The organism is Symplocastrum torsivum (assembly GCF_059505465.1).
This window is the reverse complement of record NZ_JCACKQ010000057.1, coordinates 1-20,582: the sequence shown is the minus strand read 5'-3', so window position 1 is coordinate 20,582 and position 20,582 is coordinate 1. Positions and strand designations below refer to the sequence as shown.

Here is a 20,582-nt window from a genome sequence, read left to right as displayed (position 1 = left end):
TCTTGAATCTATAAAGCTGATATTGTATTTAGGGTTTTAAAGCAATATTACTCAAGCTGAATCTAAGCAACTCTTGTAAACCAGCACTAGAAACTTACCTTTGTATTAACGACAGATCAAGATGATTTTGATTAGTAATATTTGTAGTATCCTTGACTCATGCGCCTCGCTAAAAATCTGCTCGAAAAAGGAGCTAATGCAATGAGGTATTGGAAGCGAACGCAGTCAATTTTGTTGGCGATTGTGGCTTTTGGCTTAGCGATTTTTCTCTCAAATTGTAATAGCCCATCCAGCCAAACTAGCAACAGCCCATCCCCAACGACTAGCCCAGCCGCCACACCAACCGGAGCGTTGGTTTACGGTGCAGGCGGACAACCAACAAGCTTGGATCCAGGCAATATCACGGACGGCAACTCCGTCATGGTTCAAGACCAAATCTACAATCGCCTGATTGAGTTTAAGCCAGGTACTACCGAGATTGAACCGGGTTTAGCGACAGAGTGGACGGCTTCAGAGGATGGCAAAACATGGACATTTAAGCTCAGACAAGGAGTCAAGTTTCATGATGGCACTGACTTCAATGCTGAAGCAGTAAGATTTAACATCGAACGGTGGTGGGACGACAAGAGCGAGTTTGGCTACCGTGATGCTGGCAAAACCTTCGAGATTTGGACAGATTTGTTTGGAGGTTTTAAATCGTCTCCTGACTCCCTACTGCAATCGGTGACAGCAGAGGGAACTGATACCGTTCGGTTTGTTCTCAAGCAACCCTTTGCGGCTTTCCCAAATGCGATCGCATCTGGCTACTTTGGTATAGCGAGTCCTGATGCGATCAAAAAAGCCGCTGCTGCCTACGGTACGCCTTCCGCAATGGCTGTGGGAACGGGTCCTTTCCTGTTTAAGGAATGGCAAAGTGGCGATCGCATCGTTCTCGAAAAGAATCCTAACTACTGGAAGCAAGGTTTACCGAAATCAAATCAATTGGTAATGCGCTTCATCACTGACCCAGCAGCAAGGTTGGCTCAATTACGGGCAGGGACAGTTGATTTTACAGTCGATCTCACTCCCGACCAATTGAAAGAACTTCAAAGCGACCAAAATTTAGAAGCCGTCAAGCGTCCTTCTTTAAACGTTGGCTATCTTGCCTTGAATCCTAGTTATGAACCGCTTGCCAAACCGGAAGTGCGTCAAGCGATCGCGCAAGCAATCAACAAAAAAGAGATTGTCAAAGCCTTCTGGGGCGAATTAGGTGAAAACGACCCTCACTTTACCCCTCCCTCCCTAGCTGAGTTCCAGTCAGACCAAGTTCAAGACTATCAATACAATCCACAACAGGCAAAGCAGCTTATCGCTCAAGCCGGTTTTCCCAATGGCTTTGACCTTGAGTTGTGGTACATGCCAGTCAGTAGACCCTATTTCCCCAACCCGAAACCGATTGCCGAAGCCTTCGCAGCGGAACTGAGTCAGATTGGGATTAGAGTCACCCTCCAAACGAAGGACTGGGCAGCATACCTTGAAGACCGTAATAAACCCCCTGGATTCCAAGCCTTCATGCTTGGTTGGACAGGTGACTACGGTGACCCCGACAACTTCTACTATGCTCACTTCGGGCCAGGTGCTACCCAAGACTTGGGAACTTGGAAAAATGAGCAAGTCTTCAAGCTTTTGGATGAAGGACGTGCCGAAGGCGATAAAGCAGAACGAGCAAAAATCTACAAACAAGTCGATGAAATCCTCAACAAAGAGGCAGTACGCCTACCAATCGTTCACTCACAACCCCTTCTCGCTAAACGCAAGAATGTCACAGGTTGGACTCCCAGCCCCCTGGGTTCTGAGCCTTTAGAAGAAGTAACCAAGTCGTAATGGTTATTGGTTGTTAGTTATTGGTTATTTGTTAGTAGTTAGTAATATTGGAATCCGGCTCCTAACTACTTTACGACTAACAACCAACAACCAATAACTAACAACCAACAACTAATTGCCATGGGTCGATATATTGCTAAGCGTCTGCTTAACCTGCTGCCAGTTGTGTTAGGAATTACGTTATTAGTTTTTGCCTTCCTGCACTTAATTCCTGGTGACCCAGCGATTACAATGTTGGGCGATCGCGCAACGCCTCAGCAAGTCGAAGCATTGAGAGAACGCATGGGTCTAAATCAACCCCTGCCGCTACAGTACTTCAAATTTCTGTGGGATTTAATCCGTCTAGATTTCGGCACCAGTATCATTACTGGAGTTCCAATTGCAGAAGAAATCAGAATTCGCTGGCCAGCAACCTTCGAGTTATCCGTTGCCGCGATGTTAGTCGCCAGTATTCTAGGGATTCCTGCTGGTGTTTTGGCAGCCGTTCGCAAAAATAGCTTTGTCGATAACCTGACGATGAGTGGTTCTCTACTCGGTGTCTCTCTACCCGTTTACTGGTTAGGGTTACTTCTGATTTACTTCTTTGCCATTAACCTCAACTGGCTACCACCAAGTGGACGACTAAGTATTGATGCCGGATTTGCCTTCAAACCGATCACAGGTTTTTATGTTCTAGATGCCTTACTTCGGTTCGACTTTAAGGCACTGCAAGATGTCTTGAAACACCTAATTTTACCAGCACTTACTTTAAGCACAATTCCTTTAGCTATCTTGGCGCGAATCACCCGCAGCGCAATGCTGGAAGTACTCTCGCAAGACTACATCCGCACAGCAAGGGCAAAGGGGCTGCTTGAGCGTTGGGTAATTTTCAAGCACGCACTGAAGAATGCTTTACTGCCAGTGGTAACAATCATTGGCTTACAATTTGGGACACTCTTAGGGGGAGCTATTCTTACAGAAACTATTTTTTCTTGGCCTGGAATTGGTTCATGGATTTACGAAGGAATTCTGAACCGGGACTATCCAGTTGTGCAAGGTGGAGTCGTTTTTGTCGCGGTTGCTTTTGTACTAATCAACCTCATTGTTGATTTATCCTACGCTTTCTTAGACCCCAGAATTCAGTATCAATAATGGTTTTTAGTTGTTGGTTTTTAGTTGTTAGTTGTTGGAAAGAGTCCAGGAACTAAGGAAAACTGATGGCTGAATATCTATGATTTGCTACTAACAACCAACAACCAATAACGAACAACTAATTTTTATGACTATTGCGGCAAACGCTTGGAGTGCAAATACCTGGAATGCGATCGCACGATTGTCAAAATCAATTTCAGGGAAAATCGGTCTTGTCTTAACCACAGTACTCGTGTTGATGGCGCTACTGGCTCCAATTATCAATCCATATGACCCCGCAACAGACCGAGATTATGCAGCGCGTCTGAAAGCGCCAACTATTGCCCATTGGTTCGGTACGGATGGTTTAGGACGAGATATCCTTGACCTTGTTTGGTATGGGTTACGAACTTCACTGTTTATTGGTTTAGTCTCTGTATTGCTAGGACTGATTATCGGTGTCCTGTTAGGGCTGGTGGCGGGATACTTCCGGGGTTGGCTGGAAACGCTGATTGGCTGGTTGACTGATATCCTCTTATCATTTCCCTCAATTCTTTTAGCGATCGCAGTTGTTACGGTAACAGGCCCCAGTGTACCCAGTGTGATGATTGCTGTGGGAGTTGTGCAAATCCCAATTTTCATCCGACTCACTCGCAGCATGGTACTCTCGCTCAGAGAACAAGAATTTGTCCAGACAGTAAAAGCCTTTGGGGCAACATCCGGGCGCATCATTTTTCGCCACATCTTACCTGCAAGCCTTGCCCCACTAGTAGTACAGGCAACGCTTTCAATAGGTACCGCAACTCTAGAAGCGGCTGGATTAGGCTTTTTGGGCTTAGGCGCACAACCGCCCACACCTGAATTAGGGACGATGCTCTCGGATGCTTTCAAAGCTGGTTATTCTCTCTCTTCACCCTGGACTATCTTGTTCCCTGGTTTATTTATCACGCTGACTGTCTTAGCCTTTAACCTACTCGGTGACGGTTTACGCGATGCTCTCGATCCACGAGGGAATCGTTAACTCAACGATTGACACTACTCATGTCAGAATAGCGATCGCCAGCCACAGCCTGCTTAGGAGCAACCTCGTCAATACGCTGAAGATCTTCTTGAGTGAGTTCAATCTCCGTTGCGGCAATATTCTCCTCAACATAAACTCGGCGTTTTGTTCCGGGAATTGGCACAATATCATCTCCTTGGGCAAGCAACCAGGCAAGTGCTAGTTGTCCGGGGGTAACATCCTTTTCAACCGCGATTTCCTTGACTCGCTCGACTAGTTGGAGATTTTTGTAAAAATTCTCACCTTGAAACCTCGGTGAATTCCGGCGGAAGTCATCAGCCGCCAAATCATCCGGACTAGTGATGCTTCCTGAGAGAAAGCCTCGACCAAGCGGGCTATAAGCGACAAAGCCAATCCCTAGCTCACGGACAGTGGCAAGAATTTCATCTTCTGGATCGCGACTCCACAGAGAGTATTCTGACTGCAAAGCGCTAATCGGGTGGACGCTTTGCGCCCTACGAATAGTGTTAGCAGAGGCTTCAGACAGACCTAAGTAGCGTACTTTGCCTTGCTGTACCAACTCCGCCATTGCGCCAACTGTCTCCTCAATTGGTACATTCGGATCGACTCGGTGCTGGTAGTAGAGGTCAATGTAATCTACTCCAAGCCTTTGTAGTGAAGCATCACAGGCTTGATGCACATACTCAGGGCTACCATTGACACCACGAAATCCCTTGTCTTCGCTACGAAGGATACCAAACTTTGTGGCGAGTACAACGCGATCGCGCCGATCAGCAATTGCCTTAGCGAGAAGCTGTTCATTCGCGCCAGTTCCATACATATCAGCGGTATCCAGCAGCGTCAATCCGAGTTCGAGGGCACGGTGAATTGTTGCAATCGACTCCGCCTCATCACCTGTTCCATAAAACTCAGACATTCCCATACATCCTAGTCCCAGTTCCGAAACAGTTAAGCCTTGGTTTCCGAGTTTGCGGTTTTTCATGTTTTTTCTCCTTGTTTTCTCAATTAACGAAATCCTTCTGAATCGGTAATTCTCGCAGTACCAATCTCAACTCATACTTTTTATTGAGTATAGACGTTGACGTTAACGTTAAATTAAGTCTAAAAAAATTACTGGCTTTTAGTTTGCTCGTCGATCCAGTTCTGGATTTTGGCAATATTAGCCTGTAATTCAGAACGAAACTGCGCTAGGGCTTCGAGCTTGACATCAGTCTCCTTGAGGTGAGCAACTAGCATTTCCATCAATTTCTGCTTACCCTGCAACACTGTTGGCTCCTCAAAGAACAAGTCAAGAATGCTACCAATTTCCTCTAAGGTGAGGCCAAGGGATTTGAGCGCATCAATCTTGCGGAGTCGAGCGAGTTCAACCTCTGTGTAGTAGCGAAAGCCTTTGCCTTCACGTTCACTCGGACCAAGCAGCCCCAAATTTTCGTAGTAACGAATTGTTCGAGGCGTTACACCAGCTTTTTCAGCAAGCTCCCCGATCCGCATTTTGTCAGTCACGTTTTGTTGGCTTGTTTTAACCTTGACGTTAACGTTAATTTGAATGTAGCGAGTTCTTCTATAGAGGTCAAGCCTTGTTTGCCACAAAACATCATCTGCCTCATCTCATGGATTCTATAAGAGTGAACTTAATCAAAAGAGCGCCGACTTGAATTTATGGTGTAAAGCAAGTGGCAGGAGCATTTAAGTTGCTTGCTTTAGGTGAGCTGATCTGGATCAACTCCAAGCTCACGCAACTTCGCTGCTAATATCTCTGCCCGTTGGCGTTCTTGTTCTGCCCGTTGGCGTTCTTGTTCTGCCCGTTGACGTTCCTGTTCTGCCTGTTCTGCACTCCACAGTAATAAATTGCCTGCCCCATCCCACCAACGCAGCCAGTTCATGGTTTGCTGGAGACGCTCCCCTAACCATATCCCTAGAAACAGTTCTATCTCCGGAATCCACACTCGCCCTTGGGCATCGGCTGCTTGTAAAGCATATCGTCCATTTTGCAAACACCGTACTTCCAAGCTGGGTTCGTAGGGATCGTAGGTGACATAAGTGGGTATTTGTAGAATCCGTTCGTAGAAATAGAGTTTGCCATAGGGTGGAGTCGATCGCACCGACAGTTCACCGCCTTCTTCTTGGGAGAGGAACTCCATGACAACAGCAACGGGTGCCCCCTCTAAGTTTGGGGTGTAGCTGCGGCGAATGGTACCCTCTGCTACGGAATATACTTGGGGCACATAGAACCAGTCTGGTGCTTTGACCACAATTTTTTTATTCACGTTTGCAACTAGGCCAAAGTTTGAGCCAATCAGCCTCTCTGGATGGATGCGTCCGTCTGCTCCCAGCGCATCAGTGAGGGCGGCGGCAAGAGGGGGCTGTTGAATATTTTCCACGGGGTCATCGGGTAAAAAGAAGTCGGCTGGCAGGGCTTCCCAAGTGACGGTTGGTTCTGTTTTGATGGCTGGAACTTCGAGAACCATTGGCTTGACCCTCAAGCGAAGATATTACCTAAAGTGTATCAATGCGTTTAGCTAACTTCTATATTTAGCGATCGCACCAAGAAAGCCCACTCATCCGCAATTTCCTCAATAATCTTAGACGTTGGCTTGCCTGCACCATGTCCTGCCTTCGTTTCAATTCTGATTAACACAGGCTTCTCCCCAGCATGAGCTGCTTGCAAAGCCGCCGCAAATTTGAAACTATGAGCAGGAACTACACGGTCATCATGATCAGCCGTAATAATCATCGTTGCTGGGTAAGCCGTTCCGCTTTTGAGATTATGCAACGGCGAATAAGCATATAACGCCTCAAACTCATCTGGATTTTCTGGGGAACCGTAATCTGAACACCACGCCCAGCCGATTGTAAACTTGTGGAAGCGCAGCATATCGAGTACACCCACAGAAGGTAAAGCGGCAGCAAATAAATCTGGACGCTGAGTCATACAAGCACCCACTAACAAACCGCCATTACTCCCACCTGCGATCGCAAGTTTCTCAGGAGCAGTGTACCCGTTTTTAATTAACCACTCAGCCGCCGCAATGAAATCATCAAAAACATTCTGCTTATTCAGCTTGGTTCCAGCTTGATGCCATTCCTCGCCATACTCGCCACCACCACGCAGATTAGGGATTGCATAGACACCACCCATCTCCATCCACACCACTCTGCCGACTGAGAAACTAGGTGTTAGGGAGACATTGAAACCACCGTAGCCATACAGAAGAGTTGGGTTATTTCCATTTAGCAGCAATCCCTTTTTGTAAGTGATAAACATTGGTACTCGTGTACCATCTTTACTGCTGTAGAAAACCTGTCTCGTCTCGTAATTATCCGGGTTAAAGTCTACAGTTGGCTCACGAAAAACTGTACTTTCACCACTCACCATGTCGTACCGATAAATGGTTGGTGGTGTTGTGAAACTAGTGAAGGTATAGAACGTTTCAGTATCGTAGCGCTTGCCACCGAAACCACCAGCAGAACCAATTCCTGGTAACTCTACCTCTCGAACAAAAGAACCATCTAGGTTAAAAATCTTAATCGAAGAACGAGCGTCTTGCAGGTAGTCAGCAACAAACTGATTATTAAGTACGCCAACCCCTTCAAGAGTTTCAGCCGTTTGAGGAATGATTTCTTGCCAATTCTCCCGTGCTGGATTGTTGATATCAATAGCAATAACTCGACCACGAGGAGCATCTAAATCTGTGCGGAACCAGAAGACTGAACCATCATTATCAATCAAGCTATAGTTAGCCTCAAACTCACTAATCAGTTCCACTACTGGAGAATCTGGATTTGCCAAGTCTTTGTAGAAAACTAGGTTCTTTGGGTCAGTTCCTTGGTCAACAGAAATAATCAGATAGCGACCATCTTCTGTAACACCAGCCCCGAACATCCATTCTTTCTGGTCAGGGCGATGATAAATGAGAATATCGTCTGACTGTGATGTACCCAGCTTGTGATAGTAAAGCTTTTGGTAATAGTTAATGTCTTCTAATTTAGTCGCCTCATTCGGCTCATCGTAGCGACAGTAGAAGAAGCCTTGACCATCATGAGTCCAAGACGCACCAGAAAATTTTACCCACTGAAGATGATCAGAAAGATTCTCACCCGTTTCGACATCAAGAACTTTCCACTCTTTCCAGTCTGAACCTGATGTAGAAAGACCATATGCCATAAATTTGGCATCTTCGCTAAGGGCTAAACCAGACAGCGCAACAGTGCCGTCCTCTGAGAGGGTGTTGGGGTCAAGCAACACCTTTGGCTCATCATCTAGGGAAGTTAAAGTGTAGAGAACGCTTTGGTTCTGAAGACCGTCATTTTTGAAGTAGAAATAGCGATTTTCCTGCTTAAAAGGAATCCCATATCTCTCGTAATTCCACAACTGCGTCAATCGTTCACGGATTTGCTCTCGCACGGGTATTTCATTGAGATACCCAAACGTGACTTGATTTTGCGCCTCTACCCAAGCTTTTGTTTCCTCTGAATCTGGGTCTTCCAACCAACGATAAGGGTCTTGTACTTGGATGCCATGGTAGTCATCAACTTGGTCAACTTGGCGGCTGGAGGGGTAGACAAAGGCTTGACTGGAAGATTGCATAAACAGAGGATGATTCGCAGCATTGTCTAGTTTAGCGCTCATCCCAGTCGCTCTCTTGTTGCTTGGGGTGGATGCGATCGCACAAACGAGTTATTTTTAGCTCTTCTCGGATGGCGCTTCAAAGGATGAAAATCCCTTTCCCCTAACACCTACCACCTACCACCTAACACCTATTTTCATGTAGATACTCGAACTCTACCTATGAGGGTTGAACAAGCCTTGGCATAGTGAGATAGTCGATCAATCTAACCTAAAAGATGACCACTTCTTAGTTAAGCCTCAGTCCAGATGGATTTTAGTCAAGCGCTAAACAATAAAATTGATACGATTGTCACAAACTGGGTGGAAGCTGTTCGCCAGGATGTAGAAATAGAAAGCACCAAGCACCTAACGTATAAGGCTGTGCGTGATGGTCTTCCCTTCGTCCTTCGGGCGCTCGTAACGATGCTCTCTCAATCTGAAGAAAGCGATCTGCGGACGCTTGTAGAGAAGAGTTTAGAACATGGCGACCTTAGGGCTGAACAAGGATATGATGCTGAAGAAATTGCGCGAGAGTACCGCTTATTGCGCCAGGTGATCTTTTCGAGTTTAGAGCCAGATTTGCTTCTGGGTTCACCGCAAGAAATGCTTCGAGCTGTTCGTCTGATTGATCTTGCGATCGATGAAATGATTGCTAGGTGCTTCAAAAGCTATACATTGCATCGCTTGCACGAACTCCATGATCTGTCCAATCAGCTAACACTTACGAATCAAGAACTGAGTCGCATGGTTCGCGCTCATCAAGACAATCTTTCTCATCTTGCTCACGAACTGAAAAATCCTCTAAATTCAATTATTGGCTACTCAAACTTGTTTTTGCGCCAACAACAACGAAAGAACCACGAAGTAAAAGATTCCTCTGCCAATCTGGATCACATTGAGCGAGTGCTACGGAATGGACAACAATTGCTTCGTCTGATTAACGACGCACTAGAAGTCTCCCGGTATGAGGATGGGACGATGAAACTACGTCTAGAGCCAACAGACGTGCGCTCATTAATCAATGAAGTGATAAAAGTCCTGGAACCTTCTGCTTGTGCCAAAGAGTTACAGTTAGTGGTTGATTGCGATTCAGCTAGCGCCAGCAGTTGCGTTTCACTCGCTCCCGATCAAGTTTTGACAGACTCGTTACGCTTACAGCAGATTGTGATGAATCTTATTAGTAATGCGATTCGCTACACCCAGTCTGGAGGAGTCACAGTTACCTGCTGTCTATTAGCTGATAATCAATGGTCTATCTCAGTCCGCGATACGGGGATTGGAATTGCTCCAGAAGACCAAGCTCATATCTTTGACCCCTTCTTTCGAGCAGGTGACAGTAGCAGCTACTTACCCGATAGCACTGGGTTAGGGCTGGCAATTGTCTCTAGACTTGTAAAACTACTGCAAGGCGAGATTCAGTTAGTTTCAGAGGTAGGAATTGGCTCTACCTTTACTGCGATTTTCCCCTTGAGTGTCAAAACTGTTGAAGAAGCATTATCTAGCCATTCTTAAGGCAGAAGGCAGAAGGCAGAAGCAAAGAAAGCTTGTATTTTCTCAATAAGATGCTGGTGCTAGATATGAGATAACGCAGTCCAATAGCTTCTTATGCTATAAACTAAGTCTGTAAGGCTGTGCCTAGTCCATCCACAAATATGACAGTGAACTGGCAAAGAATGTTTGAAATGGATGCTAGGGCAAGCTCACAGCAAAATTAAAAAAGGCGAAAGCCCGTTGGGAGAGGTGGCAGAGCGGTTGAATGCGGCAGACTCGAAATCTGTTATGGTGTCACAATCATCGGGGGTTCGAATCCCCCCCTCTCCGTAGCTGAAGTTGAATAAAACTGAGGGATTTAGAGCTGCCACAGGCAAAGTTATCGGTGTAGCGATCGCCTTATATTGGTTTGAAGTCGAGGCAGGTATCTCTCGCCGATAGAAGCGATCGCACAGTCTGAGGTCTATTCCATAACCTTGCAGCATCGGATGAGAGAAAAATCTAAAGAGGCTGAAATACCTGAACTTCTGTTAAGGATGTGTAGATCTTAAAATCTCTATCATCCTTGACTGGCAATGGATTAGCTTTTACCCAGAGCTTATCGTGCAACCGTTGTACCTGCCGAACCGCCCTGAACTTAAGGCAATATTGAATAGGGTGCATAAATTTAGCTGTGGAGACAGCCTTCAAGTCATAGGCTTAGGAGATATGCACTAATGAAATTTGTCCAGCAACGCAAGTCGTGGTTATGTTTCATGGCTTGCTTGATGGGGAACGGGATAGCTTGGCTTTCTACAGTTTCCCCTGCGATCGCTCAGCCAATTACACCAGCGGCTGACGGTACTCAAACTCTTGTCACACCGGAAGGAAATCGCATTGATATAGGCGGTGGTACTCTTTCTGGAGACAAGACAAATCTCTTCCACAGTTTTGAGCAATTTGGACTCTCTGAAGGTCAGGTGGCTAATTTTCTCACCAATCCTGAGATTCAAAATATCTTAGGACGGGTGGTTGGTGGTGACCCATCTATGATTAACGGTTTGATTCAAGTCAGTGGAGGAAACTCTAACTTATTCTTGATGAACCCAGCCGGGATAGTTTTTGGTTCTGGAGCTAGCTTAAATGTTCCAGCCGCATTTACTGCAACAACCGCTACAGGTATTGGCTTTGGTGGCGAGTGGTTTAAGGCGTATGGAACGAACGACTATAGTGCCTTAGCTGCAAACCCAGATGCGTTTCGCTTTGATTCTGCTCAAGCTGGAGCAATTGTTAATGCTGGGGACTTGACAGTCGAACAAGGGGAAAATCTCTCCCTCGTTGCAGGAACAGTAGTTAATACAGGTACTCTCCGAAGCCCAGGTGGCAACATAACGGTGATGGCGTTGCCTGGAACTGGCTTAGTGCGTCTCAAAGGGAACGGGCAAATCTTGAGCTTAGATCTTGCCCTACCTGCTGATGGACAGGGAGAATCGTTGCCATTTACACCGCTGATGCTACCAGAATTGTTAACAGGTAGCGAGGTTGAGACGGGATTAACTGTCAATAGCGATCGCACAATCCAAACTAATGGCACAATCCTTCCGACTCAAGCCGGGACAGCGATTATTTCCGGTACTCTTGATGCATCTAATCCAGCAGCGAGACAGGTTGGTGGGACAGTGAATGTCTTGGGTAACCAAGTGGGTTTATTTGATGCAAACATCAATGCATCTGGGGCTAGAGGTGGGGGAACGGTACTGCTGGGTGGTGACTACCAAGGACAAGGCACTCTACCTAATGCTTCGAGTACCTATGTAAGTAGTGACTCCAGGATTAATGCCAATGCACGGCGCAATGGTGAAGGCGGGAGGGTAATCGTTTGGGCAGATGAAGCGACTCGTGTTCATGGCAATATTACTGCTCGTGGTGGTTTGAACTCAGGTAATGGTGGTTTTGTCGAAACCAGTAGTCGTCAATTTTTGGATATTGCTACCACACCTGATGTCACGGCAGCTGTAGGGTTAGGGGGAACTTGGCTAATCGACCCCAAAAATATTGAGATTGTTGAGGGTTTTGGCAGTTCCAATATGAACACCCCCAATCCTTTTTCTTCAAATGGCGATGGCGCAATCCTCGGTGTAGGTTTAATTCTTCAAGCGTTGACAGGTGGTGCTAATGTCGAAATCACGACGGGAGATCTGGGCACTGAAGCTGGAGATATTACTCTAAGCACTCCGCTTGACTTTGAAGGAACGGGGGACAATACGCTAAGGCTTGAGGCTTATAACGATATCAATATCAATGCACCGATATTTGATAGCGTTCCTGGGGGAGATTTACTCAATCTAGAATTCTTCACGGACATTGATCTGAATGATACGGGGGCAGTAAATGTCAATGCCTCAATTGAAACAGGTGGTGGAAATGTCTCTTTCTTTACTCATGACACAAATATTTCCACTGAGGGCAGTATTACTTCAGGTACGGGAGCGATTTCAATTGGGGGGGAGAACTTCAGCAATGAAGGCAACGTTAGCTCTAGTACGGGAGCAATTACGGTTACGGGGGAGAACGATAACTTCATCAACTTCATCAATGAAGGCAACGTTAGCTCTAGTACGGGAGCAATTACGGTTACGGGGGAGAACTTCAGCAATGAAGGCAACGTTACCTCCGGTACGGGAGCAATTAGGATTGATGGGATTAACTTCATCAATGAAGGCAACGTTAGCTCTAGTACGGGAGAGATTTCGATTGAGGGGAATAACTTCATCAATCAAGGCAACATTGAATCAACCAATGGCATAATTCGTGTCGAGGTGTTGGAACAAATTATCAATGATGCAGATGCCACTATTCGCTCAACGAGTGGTTCGATCTTTCTTGGTTCTGATTCGACGGCGATCAACAACGGTACTATCAGTTCAGGTAGTGGTGCAGTAACTCTTGAGGCTACTGAGTCTTTCACCAATACAGCACAGGGTACGATCGCTACGGATAATAGTCCGATTGCCATAAAAGCTCAAAATGTGAGAACGGCTGGCGAGATCGAATCGATCAATGGTGCCATTACGCTTCAGGCAGATGCTATTGTCACGGCAGGAGATAGCACCATTACAACAACCAGTGGTGCGATTACGCTGAATGCTGATCAGATCACAACGAATGCAGGCAATAGCATCAAGACCACAACAGGTGCGATTGCACTTAACGCAGATAGCTTCAATCTTGACCCCACTAGCGTAGTTGATGCTGGTAGTAGCGACATTACCTTAAAAACAGACGCAATTACAATTGCTCTCAATGATATTAATGGGATTCTGAGCCTAACTACTGAGGAACTGGCAACCTTTCAAACGACTGGCACAGTTATAATCGGGCACCCAGGCGATACAGGTAGCGTCAACATCGGCTCTTTAGGGGCAATTGACCTGAGTAACGAAACCTTCAACCTGATCCTATATGGAGGAGACGTTACCTTCAGTAACGGTTTTACTCTACCGGACAACAAGACTTTAACCTTCAACACGGGTGCGATCGCAAGTGCCCCTAGTGGCATAGATATTAGCATTGGCGGTACGAGTGGGAAAGTTGTATTCAATACAACTGGGTCAGTCGGAACCACTGCTAACCCCTTGAGTACGGCTATTGCTCAAGTCACTGCACCCAGTGTTGCTGCTAACCTCTTCCTTACCAATAACCAAACGCTTGACTTGGGTACATCCACTGTCACGGGTGACTTGGGGATTCAAACAACGACAGGCGACCTCAACGACAGCGGTATTATTACGGTTGGTGGTAACAGTAACTTTAGTACCACTCAAAGCAATGCTGATATCAACCTTGATCAGTTGAATGTAGCAGGAGCAATTGGTGTAGCTACAGTCGGGGCAACAGGTAACGCCACAATTATCAACGCTACAGGTTTAACACTGACACCGACGACTATTGAAGGCAATCTCACTGCCAGCGCTACCACTGGGAACATTACCGCACAAGACATTACTGCTAGGGGCGGCATTACCTTAACGACGACTGGTAACATTGAGGCATCATTGCTCGATTCATCCTCGCTTAGTGGGCAAGCAGGAGGAGCAATTAACCTCACCAGTCGTGACGGAATAATTTCTACAGGTAATATCACCAGTTCTGGAACTACTGGCGGTGAGATTAACCTCAGCAGTAGCGACGGAGCAATTTCTACAGGTAATATCACCAGTTCTGGAACTACTGGCGGTGAGATTAACCTCAGCAGTAGCGACGGAATAATTTCTACAGGTAATATCACCAGTTCTGGAATCACTGGCGGTGAGATTAACCTCAATGCAAAAGAATCAATTACCACAGGTGTGATTGACTCTAGCGGTAGTTCTGGGGATGGGGGGGATGTCACACTTGACCCAAGTGGTGATATTCAAGTGAGTTCTATCAACGCCCAAGGAGGGAATCTTGGTGTAGGGGGTGATGTGGATATCACAACCAATCAGTTTTTCCGGGCAACTGATACCTTCATCACTTCTAATGGCTCAACCGCTAGTATTTCCACAATTGGCGGGAACGGTGGGGGAAATATCACGATTCGGCATGGGGGTGGGGGTGTAATTCCTTTTGCTGTCGGTGATGCAACAACGAACGGCACAGCAGGCGCAATCACGAGAGGGGAATCTGTGATCGCGCCTCTACAGTCGTTTCGCTTTACTGAAATCAGCGAGGACGGCAACATTCAGATTATTAGTGTTGATGATCCCAACCCTCCAGTCCCTCCTGATAACCCTGTGATCAACTTTGTTGACTTGACCAGTCCTCAAGAAAATACTAATTTCCTGCCCATTCAAAGTGAGGAGTCTGAGACGCTGGAGACTGACAAGTCATTAAGCCGTGATTATGAAAACTATTTTGGGCTGGGTGAAAGCAAAAGCGTTACCTTGGCAGAAGCGCAAAATCTCCTGCGCCGTGTTGAAAGTGAGACAGGGATTAAGTCGGCTGTTGTTTACGCCGTGTTTGTTTCCGAAAGCCTGACACCGACCCCGGCAACAGCTCAAGGCTCAGCGCCAGATAATGGACAATCATCAGTATGGCGTTCCCAAACTCGAAGCGATCGCGATCGTCTAGAACTGATGCTGATTACAGCACAAGGTAAACCGATTCGCAAATCTCTAGACGTTACTCGTGCTGAAGTGATTGCCGTGACAAAGCAATTCCGCCTAACCGTAACCAATCGGCGAGATTCTCGCGATTATCTTACCCCAGCTAAGCAAATGTATGACTGGCTTTTAGCTCCCCTAGAAGCCGAGTTACAAAACTTAGGCATTAACAATCTGGTTTACATTACCGATACTGGCTTACGCACTACTCCTTTAGCTGCCTTGCATGATGGCAAAGGGTTTGCGATCGAGCGGTATAGTATCAGTTTGATGCCTAGCTTATCTCTAACCGACCCCCGCTACTCAGATCTTCGTAATGCCCAAGTACTAGCGATGGGAGCGAGTGAGTTTAGCGATAATCGACCCTTACCTGCCGTACCTGTGGAGTTGGCAACAATTACCCAAACCTGGCAAGGGAAGTCCTTCCTCAATTCTGGCTTTACCTTGGACAACCTCAAGCAGCAACGGGCACTTTCCTCATATAACATTATCCACCTGGCAACCCATGCCGAATTTCTCCCAGGAAAACCCACGAATTCTTACATTCAGTTGAGTGATCGGAAATTACCGCCCATTCAATTGCCCTCTTTAGGGTGGACGAAACCTCCTGTCGATTTATTAGTGCTGTCTGCCTGTCGCACAGCAGTAGGGGATGAACAAGTCGAGTTAGGCTTTGCAGGATTAGCAGTGCAAGCTGGGGTGAAGTCAGTATTAGCCAGTTTATGGGGTGTCAATGATGAGGGCACGTTGGGGTTAATGAGTGAGTTTTACCAGCAGTTGAAAGCAGCACCTGTTAAAGCAGAAGCCTTACGTCAAGCGCAGTTGGCGATGCTCAAGGGTGAGGTACGGATTGAAGCTGGCGAGTTAGTCACAAGTGAGGGAAGGTTGTCTTTACCACCAGAGTTAGCCAGAGTCGGAGATCAAAGCCTTACTCATCCCTTTTACTGGGGAGCATTTACGCTCATTGGGAATCCTTGGTAGTGCGTAAGTCCTAATCCTAAAAGTGGCTTTTCTTGGGAAGTCCCTCAATCGCCTATAACAACAAACTTTTCTATTATTTCAATTCTGAGCGAACGTTCATAGAATTTATCACTCGGTTGGCATGGGTAGAGACACAATCATTGGGTGAGGGATTGTCTAGTTGAGGGTCTAGGGGTTATCTGCTAATGAAATCTGCTTGGGTGTACCAATTGTGGTTATTTTTCATCCTTCCCCTTAGCCTCACTAGCTCCTTCGGAGCGACTTTGCTAAGCCTAACGCTTGATGCTTTTTCTCCTTCTGTTGCGATCGCGCAACCGATTACCTCTACCGCTGATGGTACAGGTACGGTTGTCACGGCAGATGGCAACAACTTCCAAATAGATGGGGGAACCCTTTCTGGAGATGGAGCAAATCTCTTCCATAGCTTTCAGCAATTTGGACTCTCCGAAGGTCAGATTGCTGATTTTTTGTCAAATCCACAAATTCAAAATATCTTAGCGCGGGTTAAAGGTAATGACCCTTCACTGATTAACGGTCTAATTCAGGTCAGTGGTGGGAACTCTAACTTATTCTTGATGAACCCTGCTGGAATTATCTTTGGTGAGAATGCAAGGTTGAATGTTCCAGCCGACTTTACAGCTACCACAGCAACAAGCATTGGCTTTGCTGGCGATAATTGGTTCAACGCCTTTGGGAAAAATGACTACCAAAAGCTCATTGGCACCCCAACTCACTTGGCTTTTGACCTATTCCAACCTGGAACTGTTATTAATGCCGGGAATCTGGCAGTACTAGAAGGGCAGAATTTAAATCTACTTGGCGGCAGTGTAATCAATACAGGACAACTGATTGCACCATCAGGAAATATCACAGTTGCAGCATTACCCGGTGAGAATCTGGTGAAGATTAGTCAAACCGGACACCTGCTGAGTTTAGAGATTGAACCCCCACGCACAGCAACAGGGCAGTGGCTCCAGATTACCCCCCCTGATTTACCAGCTTTATTAACGGGAGCCGTTGGCAGTGTAGAGACAGGACTGAGTATTACCCAAACTGGAACGGTGCAGCTTAACGATTCCGGTACTACGCTCTTAACTACAACGGGAACCACAATTGCTTCTGGCACCCTTGATGCCTCAAATCCAGCCCCTGGACATAGAGGTGGCACAGTGAATGTTTTGGGTGACAAGGTTGGGATATTCAATGCCAATATTAATGCCTCTGGTGCTAGGGGTGGTGGCGCAGTCCTTCTTGGCGGCGGCTACCAAGGACAGGGAACAGTACCCAATGCCTCCCAAACCCTGATCAGCGAAGACTCGGTAATTGCGGCTGATGCCCTTAGAAATGGTGATGGTGGTCAAGTGATTGTATGGGCTGACGAGATGAGTCGCTTCTATGGCAACATCAGTGCCCGTGGTGGGGCAAAGTCAGGGGATGGCGGAACGGTTGAGGTTTCTGGCAAGGAGTTACTGATTTTTACGGGGTTGGTGGATGCAGGCGCGGCAAGAGGTGAACCGGGGAGATTGTTGCTCGACCCAAAAAATATCACAATCACAGATGCCACAAATCCTCTAGCGACTTTCCTCAGCCCCACCCCAGCAACAGATAACCTATTTAGCTACTCATTAGCTGCCTACGGGACGAACTTGCTCATTGGTGACTTTCTTGATGATCCAGGGGGGTTAGCAAGAGCTGGTTCTGCCTACTTGTTTGATGGCAGTACTGGAGAATTGGTCTTGACCTTTGATAATCCTACCCCCGAACCACTAGATGAATTCGGCTTTTCGGTGGCTGTTGTGGGAGCGAACGTACTAATTGGGGCGCAGGGTGACAGTACAGGGGCGGAGGCTGCTGGTTCTGCCTATTTGTTTGATGGGAACACTGGAGAACTTCGCCTAACCCTTAATAATCCTGAGCCTGAAGGATTTGATAGATTTGGCTGGTCGGTAGCTGAGGCAGGGGCGAACCTACTTGTTGGAGCGCCTCTTGATGATCCAGGGGGGTTAGTAGATGCTGGTTCTGCCTATTTATTCGATGGAGACACGGGAACGCTGCTCTTTACCTTCACTAGCCCCATCCTCAAAGCGGCTGAGTTATTTGGCTGGTCGATGGCTGGGGTCGGGAACAACATACTCATTGGCGCGCCCGATCACATTCCCGATTTTGATATTGGAAAAACCGTTGCTGGTCCCGGTTCTGCCTATTTATTTGATGGGGACACTAGAGGGCTGCTCTTGCCCATCCGTGGGTAGCTTTGAGAGAGGCGGGAGTCCAAACCGAGTTGGATTCATCGCGTCTACCTGATGTCTGTGTAGTGACTGATACTGTTGGCGAACTTCACAATTGACTGCCTCCAGTGAGCAGCGCAGGGAATGAAACAAGCATTAACTTCGCTCACAAAAAATCCTTATCCAAGTAATACACGGCAAAGGGGAGTTATCCATGTATTACTCGGAAGGAACAAGTAGAGATTTAGAAGTTATTCGAGTTAACAATCAAGGGAGTATTCAGGTGATTGCGAGTGCAGCAAATCTTGATATTCGTGTTTTAGCATGAGGCATACCTTGCAGCCAGGCGACCATCCTTACCACATTAATAGCTGCTGCCGAGAGAATGTGCTGTAACTGGACTTTGGCTAGACCAGTATATCGAGCTTTCCGTAAACCAAACGCCCTTACACCTTGGGAAATTGTGCCCTCAACTCCCGCCCTTGTGTCATAGATTTTTTTCCACTCGTCCGTTTCTTGTTGAACTCTCAGAGACTGAAGCAGTTCATGCTCTTTTTTTGGGCGTAGAGTTAGTCGTCTGGGTTCAGAATCCGAGCGAGTACACAGAGAGCGGCTCGGACAAAGCTGGCACGTCCGTCTAGGAAACCCCACGCGAATTACCTGATTGCCCCACTTATCCTGATAAGGAGTTCATTTTTTGGTACTTTTTTTGCCCATTGGACAGGTGACTCGCTTAGTGTTCCAATTCACCTTGAACTGGCTAATGTCATATCCTCCTGGAATCTGAGATTGCCAACTGACATTAGGGCGTACTGGACCAACCACTGCCACCCCATACTGCTTACGACTGGTCACGAGTAGAGTGGCATCAACATAGCCAGCATCAACAATATGCTCGTTCGGGAGCAAGGCAATGGAAGCTAGGGACTTATGAATTGATTCAGTCTGGTCTACATCGCTGATGTGTGCTTGAGTAGTCTCCACATTCGTAATCAGATGAACTTCATCTTGATCACAAGTTTCAGTAATATGGACTTTGTATCCAATCCAGGTGACAGAACGCTTGTTGCCGTAGCGAGCATCTCCGTCATAAGGAGAATCTATCCTCGTGCCAGCGGGCGGTAAATCTGTAGCAGCCCGCAAGCGTATCTGGTCATTCTCGACATAATATTGATGAATCCAGGTCAGTCGTAGGATTTCCACTGCTGGAATTTGGCGCAGGTAGCTAACAGTAGGAGTCTCCCACAGAGCTTTCAGTAACTGTATCCCATCCTCCCCGATGGTTTCAGCATATTTGGTTCGGGCAGGAATCCCTTTAGGCAAGCGATACTCATCGACAGCCCGACTATATCGCTCAAACCACTCTGGGGGAACCCAAGAGCGTAACCATTCTGGGGCAACCGTAGCAATGGCATTGAGCGCTGCCCGAAGCATTTCCCCATTGCCTTCGAGTCGATTAAGAGTACGAATTGCAGCCTCTACATGGGTTGAATCAGTTCGCTGCTTACCTCTCGCCTTTAACCACCCACGCTCTTTGAATAGTTCTAGGAGAAGGTCTAAAAGTTGTTGTTCCACCCCACCTTTGATCAGTCGGCTTCTAAATTCACACAGCACAGTGAAGTCAAAGCCAGGGTCAGTCAACTCTAACGATAAAGCATATTTCCAGTCGATACGGCTGCGAACCGCAACGGAAAGGCTTGTCGATCTGATAAGCCTTCTATAAATTGCATTACACAAATTAATGCCAATCGCCAAGGATAGACGGCAGGTTGACCATCTTTAGCAAACAGAGTATCAAAGTCCCAGTCGCTGTAGAGTGTCCCGATTTCGTCCCGCATCGTTAGATATAAGTTGCCTTTGGGAAAAGCGGCTTGAGCAACTTGGCTAGTTGTGAGGGGAACTGGCTTGATGCGGCACGGATGTAGAGACATAGCTGCCCTCCAGGGACAAAACTTGGGGGAAGAGGAATGGAAGCTATTCTCAGCATAGCTTTTCCATGTATTACGTGGTAAGCCGAGCTAAGCTTAGACCATGTATCACATGGGAGTCGAGAGTCGTGAAGCGGGACATTCAGGGAAAGTTTACTCTCAAAAATGATGACTATAGCGTTTTCAAATGAGACATGAAAAAGCGTCATAGTTTTCAAGACTAGGAAA

At 46.8% G+C, this 20,582-nt stretch carries 10 protein-coding genes, 1 tRNA gene and 1 pseudogene; 7 read left to right on the top strand and 5 right to left on the bottom strand.

From position 1 onward, the window contains the following. Positions 1-201 precede the first annotated feature (201 nt). The 3 genes from AC5JL3_RS18255 (at position 202) to AC5JL3_RS18245 (ending at position 3,994) form a co-directional block, all read left to right on the top strand. The gene (locus AC5JL3_RS18255) at positions 202-1,863 is read left to right on the top strand and encodes an ABC transporter substrate-binding protein (RefSeq protein ID WP_496075833.1); all 1,662 of its coding nucleotides are present in this window, start codon (positions 202-204) and stop codon (positions 1,861-1,863) included. A gap of 120 nt (positions 1,864-1,983) precedes the next feature. Continuing rightward, the gene (locus tag AC5JL3_RS18250; protein WP_496075832.1) at positions 1,984-2,994 is read left to right on the top strand and encodes an ABC transporter permease; all 1,011 of its coding nucleotides are present in this window, start codon (positions 1,984-1,986) and stop codon (positions 2,992-2,994) included. Positions 2,995-3,121: 127 nt separating this feature from the next. After that, positions 3,122-3,994 carry an ABC transporter permease gene (locus AC5JL3_RS18245; protein WP_496075831.1) on the top strand — a complete coding sequence of 291 codons (873 nt, stop codon included), beginning with the start codon at positions 3,122-3,124 and terminating at the stop codon, positions 3,992-3,994. A gap of 1 nt (position 3,995) precedes the next feature. Here the strand turns inward: AC5JL3_RS18245 and AC5JL3_RS18240 are convergent, their stop codons facing one another. From AC5JL3_RS18240 to AC5JL3_RS18225, 4 genes are all read right to left on the bottom strand, one after another. Then, positions 3,996-4,976 (bottom strand): aldo/keto reductase, encoded by a 981-nt coding sequence (locus tag AC5JL3_RS18240; protein WP_496075830.1) that lies wholly within the window; start codon positions 4,974-4,976, stop codon positions 3,996-3,998. A gap of 128 nt (positions 4,977-5,104) precedes the next feature. Continuing rightward, complete coding sequence (locus AC5JL3_RS18235; RefSeq protein ID WP_496075829.1) at positions 5,105-5,485, bottom strand: MerR family transcriptional regulator; 381 nt, start codon at positions 5,483-5,485, stop codon at positions 5,105-5,107. A gap of 209 nt (positions 5,486-5,694) precedes the next feature. Next, complete coding sequence (locus tag AC5JL3_RS18230) at positions 5,695-6,462, bottom strand: Uma2 family endonuclease (protein ID WP_496075828.1); 768 nt, start codon at positions 6,460-6,462, stop codon at positions 5,695-5,697. Positions 6,463-6,509: 47 nt separating this feature from the next. After that, positions 6,510-8,582: a prolyl oligopeptidase family serine peptidase gene (locus AC5JL3_RS18225; RefSeq protein WP_496075853.1), complete on the bottom strand. Its 2,073-nt coding sequence runs from the start codon at positions 8,580-8,582 to the stop codon at positions 6,510-6,512. Positions 8,583-8,870: 288 nt separating this feature from the next. Here AC5JL3_RS18225 and AC5JL3_RS18220 point away from each other — a divergent pair, with 288 nt between their 5' ends. The 4 genes from AC5JL3_RS18220 to AC5JL3_RS18205 all read left to right on the top strand — a co-directional run bounded on the left by AC5JL3_RS18220 (position 8,871) and on the right by AC5JL3_RS18205 (position 18,450). Beyond that, complete coding sequence (locus AC5JL3_RS18220; RefSeq protein ID WP_496075827.1) at positions 8,871-10,115, top strand: sensor histidine kinase; 1,245 nt, start codon at positions 8,871-8,873, stop codon at positions 10,113-10,115. 222 nt (positions 10,116-10,337) lie between these two features. After that, positions 10,338-10,424 (top strand) — tRNA-Ser (locus AC5JL3_RS18215). Between the two features lie 386 nt (positions 10,425-10,810). Then, entirely contained in the window at positions 10,811-16,198 is a 5,388-nt protein-coding gene (locus AC5JL3_RS18210; protein ID WP_496075826.1) for a CHAT domain-containing protein, read from the top strand. 185 nt (positions 16,199-16,383) lie between these two features. Next, positions 16,384-18,450: a two-partner secretion domain-containing protein gene (locus AC5JL3_RS18205; RefSeq protein WP_496075825.1), complete on the top strand. Its 2,067-nt coding sequence runs from the start codon at positions 16,384-16,386 to the stop codon at positions 18,448-18,450. A gap of 255 nt (positions 18,451-18,705) precedes the next feature. On the opposite strand, the pseudogene AC5JL3_RS18200 reads toward AC5JL3_RS18205, so the two are convergent. Beyond that, positions 18,706-20,357 (bottom strand): annotated as a pseudogene (locus AC5JL3_RS18200) (IS1182 family transposase). Positions 20,358-20,582: the final 225 nt, after the last annotated feature.

Coding starts and splice junctions, on each gene's coding strand:
- AC5JL3_RS18210 (WP_496075826.1), top strand. CDS start 10,811: ATGAAATTTGTCCAGCAACGCAAGTCGTGGTTATGTTTCATGGCTTGC.
- AC5JL3_RS18220 (WP_496075827.1), top strand. CDS start 8,871: ATGGATTTTAGTCAAGCGCTAAACAATAAAATTGATACGATTGTCACA.
- AC5JL3_RS18235 (WP_496075829.1), bottom strand. CDS start 5,485: ATGCGGATCGGGGAGCTTGCTGAAAAAGCTGGTGTAACGCCTCGAACA.
- AC5JL3_RS18245 (WP_496075831.1), top strand. CDS start 3,122: ATGACTATTGCGGCAAACGCTTGGAGTGCAAATACCTGGAATGCGATC.
- AC5JL3_RS18250 (WP_496075832.1), top strand. CDS start 1,984: ATGGGTCGATATATTGCTAAGCGTCTGCTTAACCTGCTGCCAGTTGTG.
- AC5JL3_RS18205 (WP_496075825.1), top strand. CDS start 16,384: ATGAAATCTGCTTGGGTGTACCAATTGTGGTTATTTTTCATCCTTCCC.
- AC5JL3_RS18225 (WP_496075853.1), bottom strand. CDS start 8,582: ATGCAATCTTCCAGTCAAGCCTTTGTCTACCCCTCCAGCCGCCAAGTT.
- AC5JL3_RS18255 (WP_496075833.1), top strand. CDS start 202: ATGAGGTATTGGAAGCGAACGCAGTCAATTTTGTTGGCGATTGTGGCT.
- AC5JL3_RS18230 (WP_496075828.1), bottom strand. CDS start 6,462: ATGGTTCTCGAAGTTCCAGCCATCAAAACAGAACCAACCGTCACTTGG.
- AC5JL3_RS18240 (WP_496075830.1), bottom strand. CDS start 4,976: ATGAAAAACCGCAAACTCGGAAACCAAGGCTTAACTGTTTCGGAACTG.